Source organism: Mesorhizobium sp. M1273 (assembly GCF_040318195.1).
Taxonomy (GTDB): domain Bacteria; phylum Pseudomonadota; class Alphaproteobacteria; order Rhizobiales; family Rhizobiaceae; genus Mesorhizobium.
Window position 1 is genome coordinate 1 of sequence record NZ_JAMYLV010000049.1, and the last position, 20342, is coordinate 20342.

Genomic DNA, 20342 nt, shown 5'->3' on the forward strand with positions numbered 1-20342 from the left:
CATCACAGCCATCATGCGAAAGCTCATCATCCTCGCAAACGCACTACTCAGGGACAATCGGACCTGGACACCATCTCTCCCTTGACCAACACGGATACTCTAACCGCGGCGGCAATTGAAGGTTCCCTGGCTTGGGATTTCATTGCCGCTGGAGGTCAAGGGCGAAGATCACAGCCGCGCCTTGGTGGTGCGCGGCGTTGCCAGGAGCAGGCTTGTTTCGCTGCCGGTAATTCCGGGAATCAGCCGGATACGTCTCAGCACCGCATCGAACTCGCTCAGCGTCTGGGTTCCGAGTTCTATCACCAGGTCCCACCGGCCATTGGTGGTGTGGATGGTCGAGACCTCGGAGAAGCCGCCCAGCGCCCGGATGACGCGATCGGCGGCATGGCCCTCGATCTCGATCATCATGATGCCACGCACCCGCTGATCGACCGCGTCGGCGCGTAGAATGACGGTGTAGCCGACGATAACGCCGTCTCTTTCAAGTCGCTCGATCCGGGACCTTACCGTTGCCCGGGAGACACCCAGGCTAACGGCAAGGTCGGAAATGCTGCGCCGGGCGTCGTGCCGCAAAGAGGTGATGATCTGCTCATCGAGACGGTCCATGTTTGCTCACAACGGAAGTAGATGCTGCCGCTATGGTAAGGCACTTCGACAAATTTGCCAATTTGACATGTTCATTCTGCCAGCGATGCCGGCTTCAATAAAGCCATCGTAATTGGCGGGGTATGACAAATGCATTGCACGATCGTTGGGGCGCCGATCCAGGCCGGCTCAGGCCGCATGGGCTGCGAGATGGGGCCGAGCGCGCTTCGCACGGCAGGTCTGGCCGGCGCGCTGACCGAGCTTGGCCATACGCTGACCGACCTCGGAACGATTGTCCCTGCCGATATGCGCCCTGTCGTACACGGCAACGCGGCGGTGAAGGCGCTGCCGGAAATCGCCGCCTGGACGGCAGCGATCAGCGAAACTGCCTATGCCGCAAGCGCCGATGCGATGCCGATCTTTCTCGGCGGCGACCACAGCATTTCGGCCGGCACGCTCGCCGGCATAGCCCGCCGCGCGGCGAATGCCGGTCGGCCGCTCTTCGTGCTGTGGCTCGACGCCCACCCCGATTTTCATACGCTCGACACGACGACCAGCGGCAATCTGCATGGCGTGCCGCTGGCCTATGCCAGCGGGCAGCCCGGCTTCGAGGGCTATTTCCCCCGGCTTGCAGCACAGGTGGAGCCGGCTTGCATATGCGCGCTGGGGATCCGCAGCGTGGACCTGGCGGAACGGGATGCATTGCGCAGAGCCGGCGTGACGGTCCACGACATGCGTTCGATCGACGAGCACGGCATAGCGCAACTGCTTCGCGCCTTTCTCGAACGGGTGAGCGCCGCCAATGGCATGCTCCATGTCAGCCTCGACGTCGATTTTCTCGACCCGTCGATCGCCCCGGCGGTGGGCACCACCGTTCCCGGCGGCGCCACCTTCCGCGAGGCGCATCTGGCGATGGAAATGCTGCATGACAGCGGCCTCGTCACCAGTCTCGACCTGGTCGAGCTCAACCCATTTCTTGACGAGCGCGGCCGCACCGCCACGCTTTTGGTTGACCTGACCGCAAGCCTGATGGGCCGGCGGATCATGGACCGCCCGACGAGGGGGTTCTGAGCCATGACCGTCAATTTGAACATCGTCCCGTTCGTCAGCGTCGACCGCATGATGAAGCTGGTGCTTGCCATCGGCATCGAGCGCTTTCTGGTCGAGCTTGCCGCCTATATCGAAGAGGATTTCAGGCGCTGGGAGCTGTTCGACAAGACGCCGCGCGTCGCCTCGCACAGCATTGACGGCGTCATCGAGCTGATGCCGACCAGCGACGGGCAGCTTTACGGCTTCAAATACGTCAACGGGCATCCGAAGAACACGCGTGACGGCCGCCAGACCGTGACCGCTTTCGGCGTGCTTGCCGATGTCGGCAACGGCTATCCGATGCTGCTTTCGGAAATGACCATCCTGACGGCGCTCAGAACCGCCGCAAGCTCGGCCGTCGCGGCGAAATACCTCGCTCCAGAGGCCGCCAGTTGCATGGCGATCATCGGCAATGGCGCGCAATCGGAATTCCAGGCCATTGCCTTCAAGGCGCTGCTTGGCGTCGACAGGCTGCGTCTCTACGATATCGACCCGGCGGCCTCGACCAAATGCATGAAGAACCTTGCCGGCCTGGGCTTCGACATCAAGCTCTGCGCGTCGGCGCAGGAGGCCGTTGAGGGTGCAGAGATCATCACCACGGTTACCGCCGACAAGCGGTCGGCAACAATCCTGACCGACAACATGGTGGGATCCGGCGTGCACATCAATGCAGTAGGCGGCGATTGCCCGGGCAAGACCGAGCTGCATCGCGACATTCTGCTGCGCTCGGATATTTTCGTCGAATACCCGCCGCAGACGCGCATCGAAGGCGAGAGCCAGCAGCTCGATGCGGATCATCCGGTCACCGAATTGTGGCAGGTGATGACAGGAAAGGCAGCAGGCCGGACGGACGCCCGACAGATCACATTGTTTGATTCCGTCGGCTTTGCGATCGAGGATTTTTCCGCGTTGCGTTACGTTCGCGATCAGCTTCAGCGGACCGGCCTTTACGAGGAACTAGACCTTCTGGCCGATCCCGATGAGCCGCGTGACCTGTTTGGCATGCTGCTGCGCGCCGAAAAAGCGACCGGGCTGGCGGCCGCCGGCAGCTGAGCTGCGATCCTGTCGGTCAGTCCTTCTTTTCCTGATACAGGCGCTCGGTGGCGCGCTCGCTTTCCCTGCGCTCCGCCGGGCCGCGACGGCGCTGCGTGAGCAGGGCGTAGGCGATCAGGATTGCCAGCAGCAGTGGACCGCCTGCAACAACGAGCAACCACAAACTATTCCCAGACATCGACCGTCTCCTTTCCCTCACAACCGGGAAGGACCCGAACCGTTCCTCCGTCTTGTTGGGAGTCGTCAGCGGGGCGCGGTGCAATTCAGGATTTTATGCCTCGGTCAGGACGTTGCACGCCTTGTCTGCACTCAGGATGTCCTTATCTAGACTCTTATCCTTCGATCACATGCACTCTCTGCGAAGTGAAGGGAACCACAAGGGCTTTCTGACATTTGGTTGTTCAAGAGACAAACGTGCAGCCACACCGGCTCCGGGGCTAGGAATACCATGCGTGAGAATCAATCCGACGTCTTCGATCTGTTTTCCGAGGTTTACAAGAATGCGGCTCAGGAGGAGATAAGCCTCCAGCAATATCTGCTTGCCTGCCGCGAGGACAAGTCGATGTACGCCTCGGCACCCGAGCGGATGGTCGAGGCGATCGGCGAGCCGACCTTTGTCGATACCAGCAAGGACGAGCGGCTCGGCCGTATTTTTTCGAACCGGACGATCAAGATCTATCCAACCTTCGCCGACTTTTACGGCATGGAGGATACGATCGAGCGTATCGCCGGTTATTTCCGCTATGCCTCGCAAGGGCTCGAGGAACGCAAGCAGATCCTCTATCTGCTTGGCCCGGTCGGCGGCGGCAAGTCCTCGCTTGCGGAGCAGCTGAAAAGGCTGATGGAGCAGCGTCCGATCTATACGCTGAAGGTCGGCGGCCAGGTCAGCCCGGTCTTCGAATCGCCGCTCGGGCTGTTCGACCCCGACCGCATGGGCGACCTTTTGGAGGACAAATACGGCATCGCCCGACGGCGGCTGAACGGCCTGATCTCGCCCTGGGCGGCCAAGCGCCTCGACGAATTGTCCGGCGACATCTCCAAATTCAGCGTCGTCAAGCTGATGCCGTCCAGGCTGCGCCAGATCGGCATTGCCAAGACCGAGCCGGGCGACGAGAACAACCAGGACGTTTCGGCCCTGGTCGGCAAGGTCGACATCAGGCAGCTGGAAAACTTCAGCCAGTCCGATCCGGACGCCTACTCCTATAGCGGCGGGCTGAACCGGACGACGCAAGGGCTGCTCGAATTCGTCGAGATGTTCAAGGCGCCGATCAAGGTGCTGCATCCGCTGCTGACCGCCACCCAGGAAGGCAGCTACAACGGCACCGAGAATTTCGGCGCTTTCCCCTATCAGGGCATCATCGTTGCCCATTCCAACGAATCGGAATGGCTGCAGTTCAAGAACAACAAGAACAACGAGGCGTTCCTCGACCGCATCCTGGTGGTCAAGGTGCCGTATTGCCTGCGCGTCACCGAAGAGCGGCAGATCTACGAGAAGCTGTTGCGCGAAAGCGAATTGGCTAACAGCCCCTGCGCTCCGGAAGTGCTCGATATCCTCAGCCGGTTCACCGTCTCGACCCGCCTGGCCGAACACGACAATTCGCCGCTCTATACCAAGATGCGCGTCTATGACGGCGAGAACCTCAAGGAAACCGATCCCAAGGCGAAGTCGGTCCAGGAATACCGAAACGCCGCCGGCGTCGACGAAGGCATGACCGGCGTCAGCACCCGCTTCGCCTTCAAGATCCTGTCGCAGACCTTCAATTACGACACCGAAGAGGTGGCGGCCGATCCGGTGCATCTGATGTACATCCTTGAAGAGGCGATCAAGCGCGAGCAGTTCCCGAAGGAGACCGAGGCGGACTATCTCGATTTCATAAAGTCGGAGCTGGCCACCCGTTATGCCGAGTTCATCGGCCACGAGATCCAGAAGGCCTATCTGGAATCCTACAGCGAATACGGCCAGAACCTGTTCGACCGCTATATCGCCTACGCCGATGCCTGGATCGAGGATCAGGACTACAAGGATACCGATACCGGCCAGATCCTCAATCGCGAGGTCTTGGACAACGAATTGTCGCAGGTCGAAAAGCCGGCCGGCATCGCCAATCCCAAGGACTTCCGCAACGAAGTGGTGAAGTTCACGCTGCGCGCGCGGGCCAGAAACCATGGCCGCAACCCGTCATGGACAAGCTATGAGAAGCTGCGCGAAGTCATCGAGAAGCGGATGTTCGGGCAGGTCGAGGACCTGCTGCCAGTGATCAGCTTCGGCTCCAAGCAGGACAGCGTGACGGAGAAGCGGCATACCGAATTCGTGCAGCGGATGATCCAGCGCGGCTACACCGAGCGCCAGGTCCGCCGGCTGGTGGACTGGTACATGCGGGTGAACAAGGCGGGTTGAAGCCAGCCCGGGGTAACATATGCCGATCTTCATTGATCGCCGACTGAACCCGAAGGACAAAAGCCTCGGCAATCGGCAGCGTTTCCTGCGGCGGGCGCGCGAAGAGTTGAAGCGCACCATCCGCGATCAGATCCGCGCCGGCAAGATCGCCGACGTGGACGCCGAGCATGCCGTTTCGATGCCAGCGCGGGGTACCGGCGAGCCGAGCTTCAACGATGCCAGGAACAGCGGCAGCCGCCAGCACGTCCTGCCCGGCAACAAGCATTTCACCCCAGGCGACCGGCTGCCCAAGCCCGGCCAGGGCGGCGGCATGGGATCAGCCCCGGGAAGAACCGAATCGGAGGACGATTTCCGTTTCGTGCTGTCGCGCGAAGAGGTTCTCGACCTCTTTTTCGAAGACCTCGAACTGCCTGATATGGTCAAGCTCAACCTCAAGGAGATCCTCGCTTTCAAGCCGCGCCGGGCCGGCTTCGCCGCGACCGGCTCGCCGACCAACATCAATGTCGGGCGCACGATGCGCAACAGCCATGGCCGCCGCATAGCACTCCGGCGCCCCAAGCAGGAGGAACTCGACGCAATCGCGCAGGAGATCACGTCGCTGGAGGCGAAGCCGCAGAACGCCGAGATGCGCCAGCGCATCGTGGCGCTGCAGGAAGAGCTTGAGCGACTGGAGCGCCGCCGCAAGCGAATCGCCTATGTCGACCCGGTCGACATCCGCTTCAACCGCTTCGACGCCCAGCCGGTGCCGAATGCCAATGCGGTGATGTTCTGCCTGATGGACGTGTCCGGCTCGATGGGCGAACGCGAGAAGGATCTGGCCAAGCGCTTCTTCGTGCTGCTGCACCTGTTCCTGAAACGGCGCTACGACCGGACCGAGGTGGTCTTCATCCGCCACACGCACGAGGCGCAGGAGGTGGACGAGGAGACCTTTTTCTACAACACCCAGAGCGGCGGCACGGTGGTTTCCACGGCGCTCGAGGAGATGCACCGCATCGTCGAGCAGCGCTATCCCAGCCGCGAATGGAACATCTATGTCGCCCAGGCCTCGGACGGCGACAATTTCGTCACCGATTCGGAGCGCTGCATCACCCTTCTCGACGAACAGATCATGCGGCTTTGCCAGTATTTTGCCTACGTCGAGATCCTCGACGAGCGCGAGAGCCACATCTTCGGCGCCACCGACAACGGCACGTCGCTGTGGCGTGCCTACAGTGCGGTCAAGCTGAGGTGGTCGAACTTCCAGATGAGCCGCATCGCCACGGCGGCCGACATCTACCCGGTTTTCCGCCAGCTCTTCGCCAGACAGCCGGGTTATCAAAAGAGCGGTGAAAGAGGGGGCTGATGGCGAGCAAATCCGGGTTGTTGTTTTCCGGTTCCGACTGGGATTTCAGGACGCTGTCGCGCGCCTACGAGACCATCGAGGCGATCGCCACCGAAGAGCTCCACCTCGACGTCTATCCGGTACAGATGGAGATAATCTCGTCCGAACAGATGCTCGACGCCTATTCCTCGGTCGGCATGCCGCTGATGTACCGGCACTGGTCCTTCGGCAAGCACTACCTCTACCAGGAATTGCTGTATCGCAAAGGCGGACGGGGGCTTGCCTATGAACTCGTCATCAATTCCAATCCCTGCATCGTCTATCTTATGGAAGAAAACACCATGGCCCTGCAGGCCCTGGTGACGGCCCACGCGGCACTCGGCCATAACCATTTCTTCAAGAACAATTATCTGTTCCAGCAGTGGACGGACGCCAGCGCCATCCTCAGCTATCTCGACTTCGCCAAGGGCTACATTGCCCGCTGCGAGGAGCGGCATGGCGTCGATGCGGTGGAAGAGATCCTCGATGCCGCACATGCGCTGATGGAGCAGGGCGTGTTCAGATATCACCGGCCGCCGAAGCTGTCGTCGGAAAAGCAGCGCGAGGGCGTTCGCGAGCGCCTGGAATACGAGGAGCGTTCCTACAACGACCTATGGCGCACGCTGCCGCCTTCGAAGGACGGCGCCAAGCCCCGCGAGACGGACATCATGGCGGAGCGCAAGAAATCGCTCAAGCTGCCCGAGGAAAACCTGCTTTATTTCCTGGAGAAGAACAGCCTGATCCTGGAACCGTGGCAGCGTGAGGTCATCCGGATTGTCCGCGTCATCGCGCAGTATTTCTATCCGCAGCGCCAAACGCAGGTGATGAACGAGGGCTGCGCCACCTTCGTGCATTACACGCTGATGAACCTTTTGTTCGACCGCGGCCTGATCGGCGAAGGTGCCATGCTGGAGATCCTGCGCAACCATTCGAACGTGATCTTCCAGCCGGGCTTCGACGATCCGCGCTTTTCCGGTATCAACCCTTACGCGCTGGGCCTCGACATGATGCAGGACATCCAGCGCATCTCGACCGCGCCGACCGCCGAGGACCGCGACTGGTTTCCCGATATCGCCGGCAATGGCGACTGGCGCCAGACCCTGCTGGACGCCTGGGCCAACCATCGCGACGAGTCCTTCATCCGCCAGTATCTGAGCCCTACCCTGATCCGGAAATGGCGGTTCTTTGTGCTTGCCGATGCGGCCAACGATCCGCACTACGAAGTCGCCTCGATACACAATGAGCGCGGCTACGAGAGCATCCGCGCCGCACTCGCCCACAGCTACGATATCGGCGCCAGCCGGCCGGACATCCAGGTGGTGGACGTGGACCTGCTCGGCGACCGGCATCTGCGCCTGCAGCATAAGGTCAAGGACGGCATAGTGCTGGAAGGCGGCAGCCGCGACGCCACACTGCGGCATATCCGCAAGCTCTGGGGCTACGAGGTCAGCATGGTCGCGGTCGACGCGCAGACCGGCGCCACAGTCCACGAACGGTCGACCAGCCAGATCGGGGAATGACCGAACCGGACTTGCCGGCGAAGTCGGGTGTCGTTGCCTTTACCGGATCACCAACCACCCTATCTACGCGCGCACCACGAGGGCATGGTCGGGAGCAGGAACATGCGCGCATTGACGATCGCCACGCTTCTGCTGGTCGCCGTCTCGATGGCGCTCTCGCTCGCGCACGCTCTGGAATTGCCCGGCAAGTTGCGCCTCAAGGAGGCCACCTACAGATCAGTGCAGGCGATCTACTATCCCGGCTTCACGATCGGCGGGTTCGCCGAGATCGGCGGCATCATTGCACTCGCCGTCCTGCTTTACCTGACGCCCTATCCAAGCGCACGATTCTGGTGGACCTTGGCGGCGTTTGTCTCGTTGCTGGCGGAGCACGCGACCTATTGGTTGGTCACGCACCCCGTCAATAATTTCTGGGTGCAAGACACTGCCCTGCCGAAATCCGCCGCGACGTTCTTTTCAATGTTATCTCGAAAGCAGACCGGCGACTGGAGAGATTTGCGCAACGTCTGGGAGGCTTCGCATGTCGCCAGGGCAGGCCTGGCGATACTGAGCCTCGTCTCAATTGCTGTCGCCGCGACATTTTTTGCCGAGTAGCCCCAGGGATCAAGACGGCGCCCTCGTCCGCCAATTTTGCGGCCACGAACGCTGCATCCGTCAGATCAGGGAACGGAGCCGGCGCCGTATTGTCTTAACGTCAAGCGATCCGGCCGTTCAGCGGTCGGCGCGATGCTTGTTGTGGGCGCTTTCCTGGTGCTCGCCGCGGATGATGTTGCGATCGTCGGGATCGGCAATATCCTTCGGGTCCGATCTGAGCTCGGCACCGCGCCGGAACGCCTCGCGCTCTTGCCTGGTCTTTTTCAAATCCGCTTCCGCGTCGAAATCCTTGCCGGCGTTTTTGGTGTTCTCGCGCTCTTCGATGATGCGCAATTGCTGCTCATGAGTCTTTTTTCCGGCCATCGGTGACCTCCTTCTTTTGATTTTCCGCTTTCCCAGGGTCCAAATTCACTACAGCCCGAAAGGATAGGTCTCGGGAAGGCCTGTCCCCGCATGTTCCGGCCCAAGCGGCGTCACGGCACTGGTTTCATCGAACCAGACGAAAGCATCGAACTGGCGGGCGAGCGAGGCGTCCGCATAATGGCTGTGGAGCTCGGTTTCGGGCCGGTAGATGACGCCGATAAAGCGTTCCAGCCGGCGCTCCAGAAGCCGTTCGCGCAGCGTGTCGTCGCGCTCGAAGTCGAGCAGGAAAGGCGAGACGCCGCTGTCGTGGCAAAGCCGCTCATAGCTGTCGTTGTGGGAGGGCCGAACCGGTTTCACTTCCATGTCGCCGTCCCAGTCGGTGGCGGCGGCCACCGTCCCGGAATGCGTACTGAGCCCGATCAAGGCAACCTCGTCGCCAAAACGCTGGCGGCAGAGCTGGCCGATATTCAGTTCGTCCCTGACGATCCCCATTTCGGTATAGCGGGCATCGCCGATATGGGAATTATGTGCCCACACCACCGCCTTGGCATTCGGGCCGCGGGCCTGCAGCAGGTGCTCCAGCGTTTCGAACATGTGGGTGTCGCGCAGGTTCCAGGATTGCGCGCCGCCATAATACATGGTGCGGTAATAGCGCTCGGCGGAGGCGACCAGGCGGGCGTTCTGGGTGGCGTCGAGGAAATCGATACCGTCCTGCTGCGCATAGTCGAGCTCTCTGGAAAGCAATTCCCGGCATTGCTCGAGCACGGCCTTCTCGCATTTCTGGTAACCGGAGGTGAGTGCGACACGGCCATAGGTGGCCGGGTCGTTCTGCCACGGCGTCAGGCAGCCATAGCGTTCGCGCGCGATCCTCGCCGCCTGCGGATCGACCCGGTCGAGATATTGCAGGACCGCCGCAATCGATCCGCCCATATTGTAGATGTCCAGGCCATAGAATCCGGCCCGCCGGGAGGATTTGCTGATCCGCTCATTACGCACTCGCATCCAGTCGACGAACGCCGCGACGTCGGTGTTGCGCCACATCCAGGTGGGAAAGCGCTGGAAGGGCGGCGCGGCGCCTGGCCGCGGCGGCCGATGGCGGACGTAACGGTCGATCGCCGCGGCATCGGGCCAGTCGGCCTCGACCGCGACGATGGTGAAGCCATGCTTCTCGATCAGCCTGCGAGTGATCGCGGCGCGCGCGCGGTAGAACTCCGACGTGCCGTGGCTGGCTTCGCCGAGCAAGACGACGCGGCGGTCGGCAAACCGGTCGAACAGCGCACCGAAGGCCGGATCGTCGAAATCCGGAAGCGGCTCGGCGGCGGCCGCGATCATCTGCGGCAGGCTGCTCCTGCGCTGATGCCGGTGCGGAAGCTCGGCCGCTATCTGGCTGTCGCTGCCTGGCTCGCCCCAGCCTTGCTCGCCGATCAGCGGAACAAACCGCACGCCGCCGAAATCCTCCTCGGTGTAAGTTGCTGCGCCGGTCCGGGTGACCTTGAGCAGACGCTGCGAGTCGAATTCGTCGCCGACCGGGATGACAAGCCGGCCGGCGACGTCGAGCTGTTCCTGCAGAGCGAGAGGTGCGCCGGGTCCGGCGGCCGCAACCAGGATCGCATCGAAGGGTGCCGCCTCGGGCCAGCCCTTGGTGCCGTCGCCGGTGCGGACTTCGATATTGTCGTAGCCAAGCTTCTTGAACCGCTGCCTTGCCGTTTCAGCCAACGCGGCGTGGCGCTCGATCGTGTAGACGCGTTCGACGATCCGGCTCATCACGGCAGCCGCATAGCCTGATCCGGTGCCGACCTCGAGGACGTGGTCACCGGCTCCGATCTCCGCCATTTCGATCATGAGTGCAACGATATAGGGCTGCGATATCGTCTGACCTTCGGCGATCGGCAGCGGCCCGTCCTCATAGGCGAATTCTTCGAAACCAGGCTCGACGAAAGCCTCGCGCGGGACCTCGCGCATCGCTAGAAGGACATTGCGGTCGCGAATGCCACGGCGGCTCAGGTGGATATCGACCATTTGGTTGCGGGCATGGGAGAGATCGAGCATCTTTCTGCTCCTCCTAGGGCTTCCGCTGCAATCGCCCAACCTGCTCAACGGCACTTCGGCCGGCTCATATCTCAGGGCCTCGGCGGTCCCCTTGGATTCAAGCAATGCGGTGCATCTTCCTAACCGTTGGCAAGCCCCGAGGTTCCCCAAAAGACCGACCCGCTTTTGTCTGGCGAGGCGCGTTGCAGGATCGACAAGCGGGCGCCGGCCGCGCCGCCCAAACTTATTTCGAGGCAAATCCTTTCTCCGACGCGACGCCACTCCAGATAACGACGGACGAGGGTATTCCGGAGGCATTTCCATGAACGACGAGGCCCGCACCGCTGCGCACACGACCGGCCTTGACCAGATCGATCTGATGGACCGCTACTGGCGCGCCGCGAACTACATCTCGGTTGGCCAGATCTATCTGCTCGACAATCCGCTCTTGCGCGAGCCCTTGCGGCCCGAGCACATCAAGCCGCGGCTGCTCGGCCATTGGGGCACGACGCCCGGCCTCAATTTCATCTATGTGCATCTGAACCGGATCATCCGTGAACGTGGTCTCGATGTCCTGTTCATCTGCGGTCCGGGTCACGGCGGCCCGGCAATGGTCGCGAACACCTGGCTCGAGGGCACCTACAGCGAAATCTATCCCGAGGTCGGCGGGGACGAAGACGGCCTGCGAAAGCTGTTCCGGCAGTTCTCGTTTCCCGGCGGAGTGCCGAGCCACGCCGCTCCGGAGACGCCCGGCTCGATCCACGAAGGCGGAGAACTCGGCTATGCGCTGGTCCATGCCTTCGGCGCCGCCTTCGACAATCCGAACCTTGTCGTTGCCTGCGTCGTCGGCGACGGCGAAGCCGAGACCGGCCCGCTCGCCGCGGCCTGGCATTCCAACAAGTTCCTGAACCCGGCATCCGATGGTGCCGTCCTGCCGATCCTGCATCTCAACGGCTACAAGATCGCCAACCCGACGATCCTCGGCCGCATGGAAGACGAGGCGTTGCGCAGCCTGTTCCTCGGCTATGGCTACGAAACCTTTTTTGTCGAAGGTCATGAACCTGCCGCGATGCATCGCGAGATGGCCCGCACGCTCGATACGGTGCTCGACCGGGTCCACTCCATCCAGGAGCCGGCACGAGCCGCGGGCTGGAAGGGAGACCGGCCGCTGTGGCCGATGATCGTGCTGCGCAGCCCAAAGGGCTGGACCGGGCCGAAAGAGGTCGACGGCAGACGAGTCGAGGATTTCTGGCGTTCGCACCAAGTGCCGGTGTCGAATGCACGCGGCGATGCGGCGCACCGCCAGATCCTGGAAGACTGGATGCGCAGTTACGAGCCGGAAAAACTGTTCGACAAAGGCGGCCATCTCCTGGCGGAGCTCGCGGCGCTAGCGCCGACAGGACCAAGACGAATGGGCGCAATCCCCTACGCCAATGGCGGCCTGCTGAAACAAGACCTGGTGCTGCCCGAGTGGAGAGGCCTGGCGCTCGACGTACAGCGTCCCGGCGGCGCTGTCGGAGAGGCGACGCGGACCGTGGGAAGCTATCTTCGCGACGTGATCCGCTTGAACGCCGATGCCAGGAATTTCCGGCTGATGGGACCGGACGAGACGTCCTCCAACCGCCTCGACGACGTGTTCGAGGTTACGGACCGGGTCTGGATGGAGCGGATCGAGCCCTACGACGTCCATCTTTCCCGTGACGGTCGCGTCATGGAAGTGCTCAGCGAGCATCTTTGCCAAGGCTGGCTGGAGGGCTATCTGCTGACCGGCCGCCATGGCCTGTTCTCGTGCTATGAGGCGTTCGTCCACATCGTCGATTCCATGGTCAACCAACATGCCAAATGGCTGAAGACCTCCGGCGAGCTTGCCTGGCGCAAGCCGATCGCCTCACTCAACTACCTGCTGACCTCGCATGTCTGGCGGCAGGATCATAACGGCTTCAGCCATCAGGACCCGGGCTTTGCCGATTTCGTCGCCAACAAGAAGGCCGACACGGTCAGGCTCTATTTCCCGCCCGACGCCAACACGCTGCTGTGGATCACCGACCATTGCCTGAAAACCTACAACCGCATCAACGTCATCGTCGCCGGCAAGCAGCCGGCGCCGCAATGGCTGTCGGCCGAGGACGCGGAAGCGCACTGCCAGGCCGGCGCCGGCATCTGGGAATGGGCCGGGACGGTTGCCAAGGGCGAAGAACCGGATGTGGTCCTGGCTTGCGCTGGCGACGTGCCGACACTGGAGGCGCTTGCCGCAGCCGACATCCTGCGCTCGGGCATTCCGGACCTGAAGATCCGCGTCGTCAATGTCGTCGACCTGATGATCTTGCAGTCGAATTCCGAGCATCCGCATGGCTTTGCCGACGACAGATTCGACGCACTGTTCACCAGGGCCAAGCCGGTCATCTTCGCCTATCACGGCTACCCCTATCTCATTCACCGTCTGACCTACCGGCGCGCCAATCACGACAACATGCATGTGCACGGCTTTCGCGAGGAAGGCACGACGACGACGCCGTTCGACATGGTCGTGCTCAACCAGCTCGACCGCTATCATCTGGCGCTCGCTGCGATCGCGCGCGTGCCGGGGCTGGCCGAGCGGGCGAAGGAGCTTGCCGCGGCGCTGCATGGGAAATTGGCTGAGCATACGGCCTATGTCCGCGAACATGGCGAGGACATGCCCGAGATCCAGAAATGGTCCTGGCCGCAGGACGGCGCGACGAGGGCCGGCGATTGATGCGACGATCGATCCTTGCGTTGAATGCCGGCTCGTCCAGCATCAAGTTCGGACTTTACGACCTTGCAGCGTCCGCCGAGCCGGATCTTGCCTCGCGCGGTTCGCTGGATCTGGGCGATGCGCCAAGGCTGACCGCGAAAGCCGCCGATGGGGAGCTGCAGTGCGATCGGCCACTTACCGCGGACGCATCACGCGACATGGGCCTCGGCCAGATGCTGCAGTGGATCGAGAACGAACTTGGCGGAAGGAAGTTGATCGCCGCCGGCCATCGCATCGTCCATGGCGGACGCGAGTTCGTCGAACCTGTCCGCCTGACGCCGACAGTTATCGAGGCTCTCGACAGGCTGACCCCGCTTGCGCCATTGCACCAGCCACGCAGCCTCGCACCAATCCGGGCGCTTGCCGCGCTGCGGCCCGACCTGCCGCAGGTCGGATGCTTCGACACGGCCTTCCATCGGACCATCGAGCCTCTGGTCAGCCGTTTTGCGCTGCCGCGCCGCTACGAGGCGGACGGCATCCACCGCTACGGCTTTCACGGGCTTTCCTACGAATATGTTGCCGGCCGGCTCAAGCAGATATCGCCCGATCTGGCGGCGAAAAGAACCATCGTCGCCCATCTCGGCAACGGGGCGAGCCTGTGCGCCATGCGCGACGGGCGAAGCGTCGATACGACGATGGGCTTTTCGGCGCTTGATGGCCTGGTCATGGGCACACGCTGCGGCGCCATCGATCCGGGCGTGCTTTTGTACCTGCTGCTGGAAAGAGGCGTTTCCGGAGAGGCGCTGCAAGACATGCTCTACGAGGAATCCGGCCTGCTCGGCGTGTCCGGCATTTCCGGCGACATGCGCACGCTGGAGGCCAGCGACGACCGCCGGGCCCGCGAAGCGGTGGAGCTTTTCGCCTTCCGCGCCGCCAGGGAAGTTGCCGCCCTCGCCAACACGCTGGGCGGGCTGGAATGCCTGGTGTTCACCGGCGGCATCGGCGAGCACTCGGCCACGGCCCGTAAAGCGATTTGCGACAGGCTTGACTGGCTCGGCGTGGCGATCGACGAGGCCGCCAACAGCTCTCATGCCGCGCTGATGAGCCAGGCGGAGAGCAAAGTGGAAGTCCGCGTCGTGGCGACCGACGAGGAAGGTGTGATCGCCCGCCACACGCGCAAGGTGATGGAGGGGCCCGGCTGAGGCGGATGGCCTCGGCTCAGCTCGAATGGCTCTGCTCGACCAGATGGTATTTGTACCGGTCGCGAATATGCGCGTTGAAGAACCGGCCCTTCGACGAGGCTTTGCGGAATGCCGCGTGGACCTGCGGCGGCACGTCCTCGTAATCATAGCGGTTTCCGCTCGGGACGAACCATACGGAGAGTACCCTCGTCGCCGGCTGGTAATCGATGCTTCTGATCGCAGTTGAAGGCATTCTCAACAGGTCCAATCCACGCCGTCGTGTGAATAACCCTGCACGGAGAGCGAGGTTCCTTCCTGCCGAAGTAGCCTTGCCGCTACGGGCCGGCTTCACCAAATACGGTTGATGCCACCGCTCAAGACATCGGCTGCAGCCCGCCAGGGCGATCTCTTTGCCGCCGCCGACGACCTGCCGGAAGGATTCCGCTACCAGCCCGAACTGATCACGCCGGACGAGGAGGCAGCGTTGGCGAGCCAGCTCGCAACCCTGCCTTTTCAGCCCTTCGACTTCTATGGCCATCTGGCAAACCGGCGGGTGGTCGGTTTTGGGCAGCGTTATGATTACGACCGGGGCGAAGTCGTCGAGGCACCGCCGATACCCGGCTTTCTGCTGCCGCTCAGGGAAAAGGTTGCAGCCTTTGCCCGCTTGCCCGCCGAAACCTTCGTGCAGGTGCTGATCAACGAGTACCGGCCGGGCGCCGGTATCGGCTGGCACCGCGACAAGCCTCATTTCAAGGCGGTCGCCGGCGTTTCGCTGCTGGCCGCCTGCAGCTTCCGCCTGCGCCGGAAAAACGGCACGCGATGGGACCGCAAGACGGTCACCGTCGATCCAAGATCGGCCTATCTGATGACGGGTGCTGCGCGCAACGAATGGGAGCACAGCATTCCGCCGGTTGCCGAGCACCGCTATTCGATCACGTTGCGCACGCTGCGGCCGCAACGCGCTTAAAGCAGAGCGGGAGCAAGCCCGAGCACTGCCCTTAAGAACTGGGCTGAAACAAATTCATCCGTCGCCATGCCGACCGGCAAACTCCGCCAGCATGGCGCGCTGGCCTTTCAGGATCTTGAGGTTGGCTTCAGGCAGGGAGAACCAGCCCGCTCTGTCGACTTCGGCAAATTCCTTCATCGAGCCGGACCTTGGCGGCCATTCCATGACGAAGGTGTTGCTGTTGATGGCGTCGCTGTCGAAATCCGCCTCGACGCACCATGCGATGACGAGCTTGCCGCCCGGCTGCCTGTAGCTGCCAAGGTGTTCGAAAACGCCATCGATGGCGACGCCTAGCTCCTCTTCGGCCTCGCGTTTTGCTGCCGCCAGGTCGTCCTCGTTCTCGTCGACCAAGCCCTTCGGGATCGACCATGCGCCGTCGTCCTTCTTCGCCCAGAATGGTCCGCCCGGATGCACCAGCAAGACCTGGAGATGTCCTTCCCTTCGGCGAAAGATGAGCAATCCTGCGCTGCGTTGGGCCATCCCGCTATTCCCCTGACGAAACTGAAACGAACGTCCGGGCCGGCATATGGAACAGCCTGCCATGGCGGAACGATTTCGGCTCGCAGCCGTTCCGTCCGTTCGACAAATGAGTGATCGACATGGCGACGCCGCGAGCTGCCTGGAAGGGCTTTATGAAAGTCGGATCGGTTTCCTGTGGCGTCAAGATCATCGGCGCCGTCAGCGAGGCCGAGAAAGTGCATTTCAGGATCCTGAACCGCAAGGACGGTCTCCCGGTCAAGAGCGCTTATATCGACGAGGAGACCGGCGACACGGTCGAGGCGGCGGAGCAGGTAAAAGGCTATGAGGTCGAAAAGGGCGAGTTCATCCATATAGAGCCGGACGAAATCAAGAAACTGAAGATGGTATCGCAGCATACGCTCGAGATCGGCGAGTTCGTGCCCGCCGCCGAAATCGACGCACGCTACCTCGAAAAACCCTATTATCTGGTTCCGGCCGACGCGCCCTCCACGGAGGCTTTCGCGGTGATCCGGGACGCCATGGCCAGGAAGAAAGTGGCAGCCCGCTCCTGCGTCGTGCTGTACCAGCGTGGCCGAGAGGTGCTGATCCAGCCGCTTGGCAAGGGCATGGTAATGACGGAACTACGCAACCACAATGAAGTGGTCGCGGCGGACGGGGTGTTCGAAGGGCTGAAGGCTCGCAAGGTCGATCCCGAGATGCTGGAAATCGCGCAACTGCTGATCGACAAGAAGCCGGCCAAATTCGACCCGTCGAAGTTCGAAGATACTTATGAAAAGGCGCTGGTTGCAATGATCGAGGCCAAGCGCAAGGGCAAGAAACCGCCCAAGCCGGCACCTGAGCCCAAGACGAACGTCATCAATCTCGCCGATGTTCTGCGCAAAAGCCTGGCGCAGGAAGGGGGCAAGGCTCCCAGCAAAAAGCCGAGAGCGGCCCCGAAACGCAAATCAGCCTGAATGTCCGAAAGCGGATCGAACGGAACCGAAAACGCTCGCGCGCATTTAGATGACGTAGCAATCCGTCGGCAAGCCAAGCGGAGCGGGGGACTGGTGGACGTCGTTGAACTAAGGACTGGCGGAATCCCGCAAGTTTCCTCCGCCGATCTGATGCAGGCGTTGCCTGTGGCCGTCTACACTACCGACAAACAAGGCTACATCACCTTCTTCAACGAAGCCGCTGCCGATCTCTGGGGACATCGTCCGATGCTTGGCCAGGACCGCTGGTGCGGTTCATGGAAGCTTCGCCACCTTGATGGGCGACCGATGGCGCATGACGAATGTCCGATGGCCGTTGCCTTGCTGGAGGAGCGGGACGTTCGTGGGGGCCGGGCGATCGCCGAGCGGCCGGACGGCCAACTCATCCCGTTCAGTGCGCATCCGGTCCTGCTTCGCAATGAAGCCGGCGAGGTTGTCGGCGCCATCAACACCCTGCTCGACCTGCGCGTGCAGACGCTGGCCGACGACGCCGGCATAAGGCTCGCCGCCATCGTCGAATCCTCGATGGACGCCATCGTGTCCAAAGACCTGAACGGCATTATCACCAGCTGGAACGACGCGGCACAACGCCTGTTCGGCTATACGCCCGCCGAGGCGATCGGGCGCCCGGTGACGATCCTCATCCCGCCCGACCACCTGGATGAGGAAGCCATGATCATCAGCCGCATTCGCGCCGGCGAACGGATTCCTTCATACGAGACTATTCGGCAGCGCAAGGACGGCACCTTGGTTCCGGTTTCGCTCACCATCTCGCCGATACGCGACGGCATCGGGCGTATCATCGGCGCCTCCAAGATCGCGCGCGACATCAGCCCCCACAAGGAAAGCGAACGGCGCATCCGCACACTCATGCGCGAAGTCAACCATCGCGTTAAAAACCAGTATTCGGTGATCGTCTCGATGATCCGCGAGACCAGCAAGCTGGCGGGTACGCCAGAGGCCTTCCTTTCACGGGTCCGGGAACGCATCATGGCGCTTTCGGAATCGCACGACCTCCTGGTCGATGCGGAATGGCGTGGCGCGACCATCGGCGAATTGATCCATGCCCAGACCAAGGCCTTCGCGACACAGGCCCGGCTGTCGATGAGCGGGCCGATGATCATGCTGCAGCCGAACGCCGTGCAATATCTCGGCATTGCCTTTCACGAGCTGGCCACCAATTCGGTAAAGCACGGAGCGCTGTCGCACCATGACGGACGGGTCGAAGTCGAATGGACCGTGACGCCAGCCGCCGATGGCAGCGACGGCTTCCGCCTTGTCTGGCGGGAACTGGACGGGCCATTGGTGGATGAAAACACGCGACGCGGTTTCGGAACGGTTGTGCTCAAACGCGTCACGCCGCAGGCGCTCAGCGGCACCGGCCGCCTGGAATTCGCCAGGCACGGCATCACCTGGACGCTGGAAGCGCCGCTGCGCTTCGTTCAGATGTCGATGGCTGGCATCGCGGCTGATTGAAGGCCGCTACACCGGCCGCGGCTTGGCGGCCGTGTGGCAACGCAATCCCTTTGGTAGCAATCAGGAGGAGCAGCGATGAGTTGGCTGGGCACCTGGCGGAATCAGTACGGGTCGGTGGTCGAACTGACCACCGAAGAGGGCGGACGGATCAGCGGAACCTTCAGGACGGCGCTAGAGGACAGCGCCTTCTTCGGCATGACCGTGCCGCTGTTCGGAGCCTGCCATGGAGACGTCATCGGATTCACCTGCGCGGCCGAAGGGCGGGTCGGAGCCGCGGCGGTGAGCTATACCGGCATCCGCAGGAACGGGAAGCTGGAGATGCTGTGGCACACCGTTGCGGATGCTGCTTTGTCGGCGGAAAAGGAAGGTGCCCCGGCCCGAGCCAGGAAACTCCCCGCCTGGCGCGCCTTTGGAACCAGCCTCGACAGTTTTGAACGCGTCTCCTGACGTGTCGGGCCCGCCGCCGCGGCATTCAGCTCGCAAGTGAGGCAGCAGGGTTCCCGCGGTGCATCGGAACTCGCGCTGACGATGGCGCGTTAGCCAGGACATGCGCTGTTCGTTACGGGGTCGACCCAATGAGCGTGCTTTATCGCGCAGCGAAAATCGCCGAACAGGCTCATGCCGGGCAGACGGACAAGACAGGGCGGCCTTATATCGAACATTGCCGCCGGGTCGTCGATGCCGTCGAAACGCTCGACCAGAAAGCCATCGCCTATCTTCACGACGTCATCGAAAAAGGCGACGGCTGGAACCGCGACCGGCTTGAGGCGGCCGGGTTCGGGCCATCCATCGTATCGGCCGTCGCTGCCATGACGCGGCGGCCGAACGAGGGCGATCCCGCGTTCGTTCGCAGGGCTGCGGCCAACCCGCTGGCATTGCCGGTCAAGCGCGCCGATCTCGCCGACAATCTATGGCAGGCACGGCAGATCGGTGCCTCGACAGCGAAATACGAAGACGGCCTGCGCATTCTCAGGGAAGAGTTCGCGAGTTGACGGACAGCTGGCGGCTGTCGCCGATGTAGGTCTACTCGGTGACGTGCGGCGTGTGCCGCTTGTCTTCCGCGGGATCGGCGTCGATCCGCGCCCTGCCGGGATCGAACGCACCGTGGCGGGCGATCGCCAATGCCGGGGTGTCGGGCGTCTCGTAGGCCCACATGAAGTCTTCTGCCGACGAACCGACCGCATGAACCCGCCAATAGCTTGCCGTGCCCTTCAGCGGGCTGTGGCTCGTCGTGTTCGTCTTCTCCAAGAGGTCGAAATAGATGTCCTCGAAGGGTACGTAGAAAACAGGATCATGGCCGTCTTCATAGAGCAGCTTTGCCCGCTCGCTCGACGCAATAATGGCATCGGAGAACCGGACGGTCACGGTTCCATCGAACGGGACAATCCTGAGCGGGCCTGGGCGGGGGGCGGAATCTGCGGCTAAGGACTGCATTCGACTTCTCCGTTGACTGCGCTGCCTTTCCGAAACGTGTTGTTGCCCGTCAGGGTTCCAGACCGCCGGCGCGCCGAGCCCGGATGGTGGA

General features: G+C 62.4%; 20 protein-coding genes. 13 read left to right on the plus strand and 7 right to left on the minus strand.

The window, feature by feature from the left end:
* Nucleotides 1-168: 168 nt before the first annotated feature.
* The gene (locus NKH30_RS30525; protein WP_352449541.1) at nt 169-606 is read right to left on the minus strand and encodes an Lrp/AsnC family transcriptional regulator; all 438 of its coding nucleotides are present in this window, start codon (nt 604-606) and stop codon (nt 169-171) included.
* Nucleotides 607-735: 129 nt separating this feature from the next.
* Between NKH30_RS30525 and rocF the strand changes: the two genes are divergently transcribed.
* Nucleotides 736-1656 (plus strand): arginase, encoded by a 921-nt coding sequence (gene rocF, locus NKH30_RS30530; protein WP_352473047.1) that lies wholly within the window; start codon nt 736-738, stop codon nt 1654-1656.
* 3 nt (nt 1657-1659) lie between these two features.
* The gene (ocd, locus tag NKH30_RS30535) at nt 1660-2727 is read left to right on the plus strand and encodes an ornithine cyclodeaminase (protein ID WP_352971512.1); all 1068 of its coding nucleotides are present in this window, start codon (nt 1660-1662) and stop codon (nt 2725-2727) included.
* Nucleotides 2728-2743: 16 nt separating this feature from the next.
* On the opposite strand, the gene NKH30_RS30540 is transcribed toward ocd, so the two are convergent.
* Complete coding sequence (locus tag NKH30_RS30540; protein ID WP_292655465.1) at nt 2744-2905, minus strand: hypothetical protein; 162 nt, start codon at nt 2903-2905, stop codon at nt 2744-2746.
* Between the two features lie 270 nt (nt 2906-3175).
* On the opposite strand from NKH30_RS30540, the gene NKH30_RS30545 reads away from it, so the two are divergent.
* The 4 genes from NKH30_RS30545 (at nt 3176) to NKH30_RS30560 (ending at nt 8599) form a co-directional block, all read left to right on the plus strand.
* Complete coding sequence (locus tag NKH30_RS30545; protein WP_352449545.1) at nt 3176-5125, plus strand: PrkA family serine protein kinase; 1950 nt, start codon at nt 3176-3178, stop codon at nt 5123-5125.
* A gap of 19 nt (nt 5126-5144) precedes the next feature.
* On the plus strand, nt 5145-6467 hold the full coding sequence (locus NKH30_RS30550; protein WP_352539876.1) for a YeaH/YhbH family protein: 1323 nt from the start codon (nt 5145-5147) through the stop codon (nt 6465-6467).
* On the plus strand, nt 6467-8005 hold the full coding sequence (locus NKH30_RS30555) for a SpoVR family protein (RefSeq protein ID WP_352539875.1): 1539 nt from the start codon (nt 6467-6469) through the stop codon (nt 8003-8005). The genes NKH30_RS30550 and NKH30_RS30555 overlap by 1 nt, the downstream gene beginning before the upstream one ends.
* Before the next feature lie 102 nt (nt 8006-8107).
* Nucleotides 8108-8599 carry a DUF1772 domain-containing protein gene (locus NKH30_RS30560; protein WP_352971518.1) on the plus strand — a complete coding sequence of 164 codons (492 nt, stop codon included), beginning with the start codon at nt 8108-8110 and terminating at the stop codon, nt 8597-8599.
* Between the two features lie 117 nt (nt 8600-8716).
* On the opposite strand, the gene NKH30_RS30565 is transcribed toward NKH30_RS30560, so the two are convergent.
* Together NKH30_RS30565 and NKH30_RS30570 are read right to left on the minus strand one after the other, a co-directional pair.
* Entirely contained in the window at nt 8717-8962 is a 246-nt protein-coding gene (locus tag NKH30_RS30565; RefSeq protein ID WP_023720508.1) for a hypothetical protein, read from the minus strand.
* Nucleotides 8963-9010: 48 nt separating this feature from the next.
* Nucleotides 9011-11011 carry a protein-L-isoaspartate(D-aspartate) O-methyltransferase gene (locus NKH30_RS30570; RefSeq protein WP_352997825.1) on the minus strand — a complete coding sequence of 667 codons (2001 nt, stop codon included), beginning with the start codon at nt 11009-11011 and terminating at the stop codon, nt 9011-9013.
* Between the two features lie 301 nt (nt 11012-11312).
* On the opposite strand from NKH30_RS30570, the gene NKH30_RS30575 reads away from it, so the two are divergent.
* Nucleotides 11313-13724, plus strand: a complete 2412-nt coding sequence (locus tag NKH30_RS30575) for a phosphoketolase family protein (protein WP_352539871.1) — start codon at nt 11313-11315, stop codon at nt 13722-13724.
* A complete protein-coding gene (locus NKH30_RS30580; RefSeq protein WP_352971523.1) occupies nt 13724-14905 on the plus strand; it encodes an acetate/propionate family kinase in 1182 nt (393 codons plus the stop codon). The genes NKH30_RS30575 and NKH30_RS30580 overlap by 1 nt, the downstream gene beginning before the upstream one ends.
* Before the next feature lie 16 nt (nt 14906-14921).
* Here the strand turns inward: NKH30_RS30580 and NKH30_RS30585 are convergent, their stop codons facing one another.
* Nucleotides 14922-15137 carry a KTSC domain-containing protein gene (locus NKH30_RS30585; protein WP_352473055.1) on the minus strand — a complete coding sequence of 72 codons (216 nt, stop codon included), beginning with the start codon at nt 15135-15137 and terminating at the stop codon, nt 14922-14924.
* Nucleotides 15138-15248: 111 nt separating this feature from the next.
* Here NKH30_RS30585 and NKH30_RS30590 point away from each other — a divergent pair, with 111 nt between their 5' ends.
* Nucleotides 15249-15851 carry an alpha-ketoglutarate-dependent dioxygenase AlkB gene (locus NKH30_RS30590; protein WP_352997827.1) on the plus strand — a complete coding sequence of 201 codons (603 nt, stop codon included), beginning with the start codon at nt 15249-15251 and terminating at the stop codon, nt 15849-15851.
* Between the two features lie 54 nt (nt 15852-15905).
* Here NKH30_RS30590 and NKH30_RS30595 read toward each other — a convergent pair whose 3' ends face one another.
* Nucleotides 15906-16370, minus strand: coding sequence for an NUDIX hydrolase (locus NKH30_RS30595; protein ID WP_352501155.1), 465 nt, complete (start codon nt 16368-16370; stop codon nt 15906-15908).
* A 119-nt stretch (nt 16371-16489) separates the two neighbouring features.
* On the opposite strand from NKH30_RS30595, the gene ku reads away from it, so the two are divergent.
* From ku to NKH30_RS30615, 4 genes are all read left to right on the plus strand, one after another.
* Nucleotides 16490-17323: a non-homologous end joining protein Ku gene (ku, locus tag NKH30_RS30600; protein ID WP_352997828.1), complete on the plus strand. Its 834-nt coding sequence runs from the start codon at nt 16490-16492 to the stop codon at nt 17321-17323.
* Between the two features lie 150 nt (nt 17324-17473).
* Nucleotides 17474-18817 carry a PAS domain-containing HWE histidine kinase family protein gene (locus NKH30_RS30605; protein WP_352971707.1) on the plus strand — a complete coding sequence of 448 codons (1344 nt, stop codon included), beginning with the start codon at nt 17474-17476 and terminating at the stop codon, nt 18815-18817.
* Nucleotides 18818-18892: 75 nt separating this feature from the next.
* Nucleotides 18893-19264, plus strand: coding sequence for an avidin/streptavidin family protein (locus NKH30_RS30610; protein ID WP_352684395.1), 372 nt, complete (start codon nt 18893-18895; stop codon nt 19262-19264).
* A 128-nt stretch (nt 19265-19392) separates the two neighbouring features.
* A complete protein-coding gene (locus NKH30_RS30615) occupies nt 19393-19809 on the plus strand; it encodes an HD domain-containing protein (protein ID WP_352971531.1) in 417 nt (138 codons plus the stop codon).
* Between the two features lie 31 nt (nt 19810-19840).
* On the opposite strand, the gene NKH30_RS30620 is transcribed toward NKH30_RS30615, so the two are convergent.
* Entirely contained in the window at nt 19841-20251 is a 411-nt protein-coding gene (locus NKH30_RS30620; RefSeq protein WP_352997830.1) for a DUF427 domain-containing protein, read from the minus strand.
* Between the last annotated feature and the right edge of the window lie 91 nt (nt 20252-20342).

Bases quoted from the DNA above. Each gene is read 5' to 3' on its own strand.
- NKH30_RS30525 (WP_352449541.1), bottom strand. From the start codon at position 606: ATGGACCGTCTCGATGAGCAGATCATCACCTCTTTGCGGCACGACGCC.
- rocF (WP_352473047.1), top strand. From the start codon at position 736: ATGCATTGCACGATCGTTGGGGCGCCGATCCAGGCCGGCTCAGGCCGC.
- ocd (WP_352971512.1), top strand. From the start codon at position 1,660: ATGACCGTCAATTTGAACATCGTCCCGTTCGTCAGCGTCGACCGCATG.
- NKH30_RS30540 (WP_292655465.1), bottom strand. From the start codon at position 2,905: ATGTCTGGGAATAGTTTGTGGTTGCTCGTTGTTGCAGGCGGTCCACTG.
- NKH30_RS30545 (WP_352449545.1), top strand. From the start codon at position 3,176: ATGCGTGAGAATCAATCCGACGTCTTCGATCTGTTTTCCGAGGTTTAC.
- NKH30_RS30550 (WP_352539876.1), top strand. From the start codon at position 5,145: ATGCCGATCTTCATTGATCGCCGACTGAACCCGAAGGACAAAAGCCTC.
- NKH30_RS30555 (WP_352539875.1), top strand. From the start codon at position 6,467: ATGGCGAGCAAATCCGGGTTGTTGTTTTCCGGTTCCGACTGGGATTTC.
- NKH30_RS30560 (WP_352971518.1), top strand. From the start codon at position 8,108: ATGCGCGCATTGACGATCGCCACGCTTCTGCTGGTCGCCGTCTCGATG.
- NKH30_RS30565 (WP_023720508.1), bottom strand. From the start codon at position 8,962: ATGGCCGGAAAAAAGACTCATGAGCAGCAATTGCGCATCATCGAAGAG.
- NKH30_RS30570 (WP_352997825.1), bottom strand. From the start codon at position 11,011: ATGCTCGATCTCTCCCATGCCCGCAACCAAATGGTCGATATCCACCTG.
- NKH30_RS30575 (WP_352539871.1), top strand. From the start codon at position 11,313: ATGAACGACGAGGCCCGCACCGCTGCGCACACGACCGGCCTTGACCAG.
- NKH30_RS30580 (WP_352971523.1), top strand. From the start codon at position 13,724: ATGCGACGATCGATCCTTGCGTTGAATGCCGGCTCGTCCAGCATCAAG.
- NKH30_RS30585 (WP_352473055.1), bottom strand. From the start codon at position 15,137: ATGCCTTCAACTGCGATCAGAAGCATCGATTACCAGCCGGCGACGAGG.
- NKH30_RS30590 (WP_352997827.1), top strand. From the start codon at position 15,249: ATGCCACCGCTCAAGACATCGGCTGCAGCCCGCCAGGGCGATCTCTTT.
- NKH30_RS30595 (WP_352501155.1), bottom strand. From the start codon at position 16,370: ATGGCCCAACGCAGCGCAGGATTGCTCATCTTTCGCCGAAGGGAAGGA.
- ku (WP_352997828.1), top strand. From the start codon at position 16,490: ATGGCGACGCCGCGAGCTGCCTGGAAGGGCTTTATGAAAGTCGGATCG.
- NKH30_RS30605 (WP_352971707.1), top strand. From the start codon at position 17,474: ATGCAGGCGTTGCCTGTGGCCGTCTACACTACCGACAAACAAGGCTAC.
- NKH30_RS30610 (WP_352684395.1), top strand. From the start codon at position 18,893: ATGAGTTGGCTGGGCACCTGGCGGAATCAGTACGGGTCGGTGGTCGAA.
- NKH30_RS30615 (WP_352971531.1), top strand. From the start codon at position 19,393: ATGAGCGTGCTTTATCGCGCAGCGAAAATCGCCGAACAGGCTCATGCC.
- NKH30_RS30620 (WP_352997830.1), bottom strand. From the start codon at position 20,251: ATGCAGTCCTTAGCCGCAGATTCCGCCCCCCGCCCAGGCCCGCTCAGG.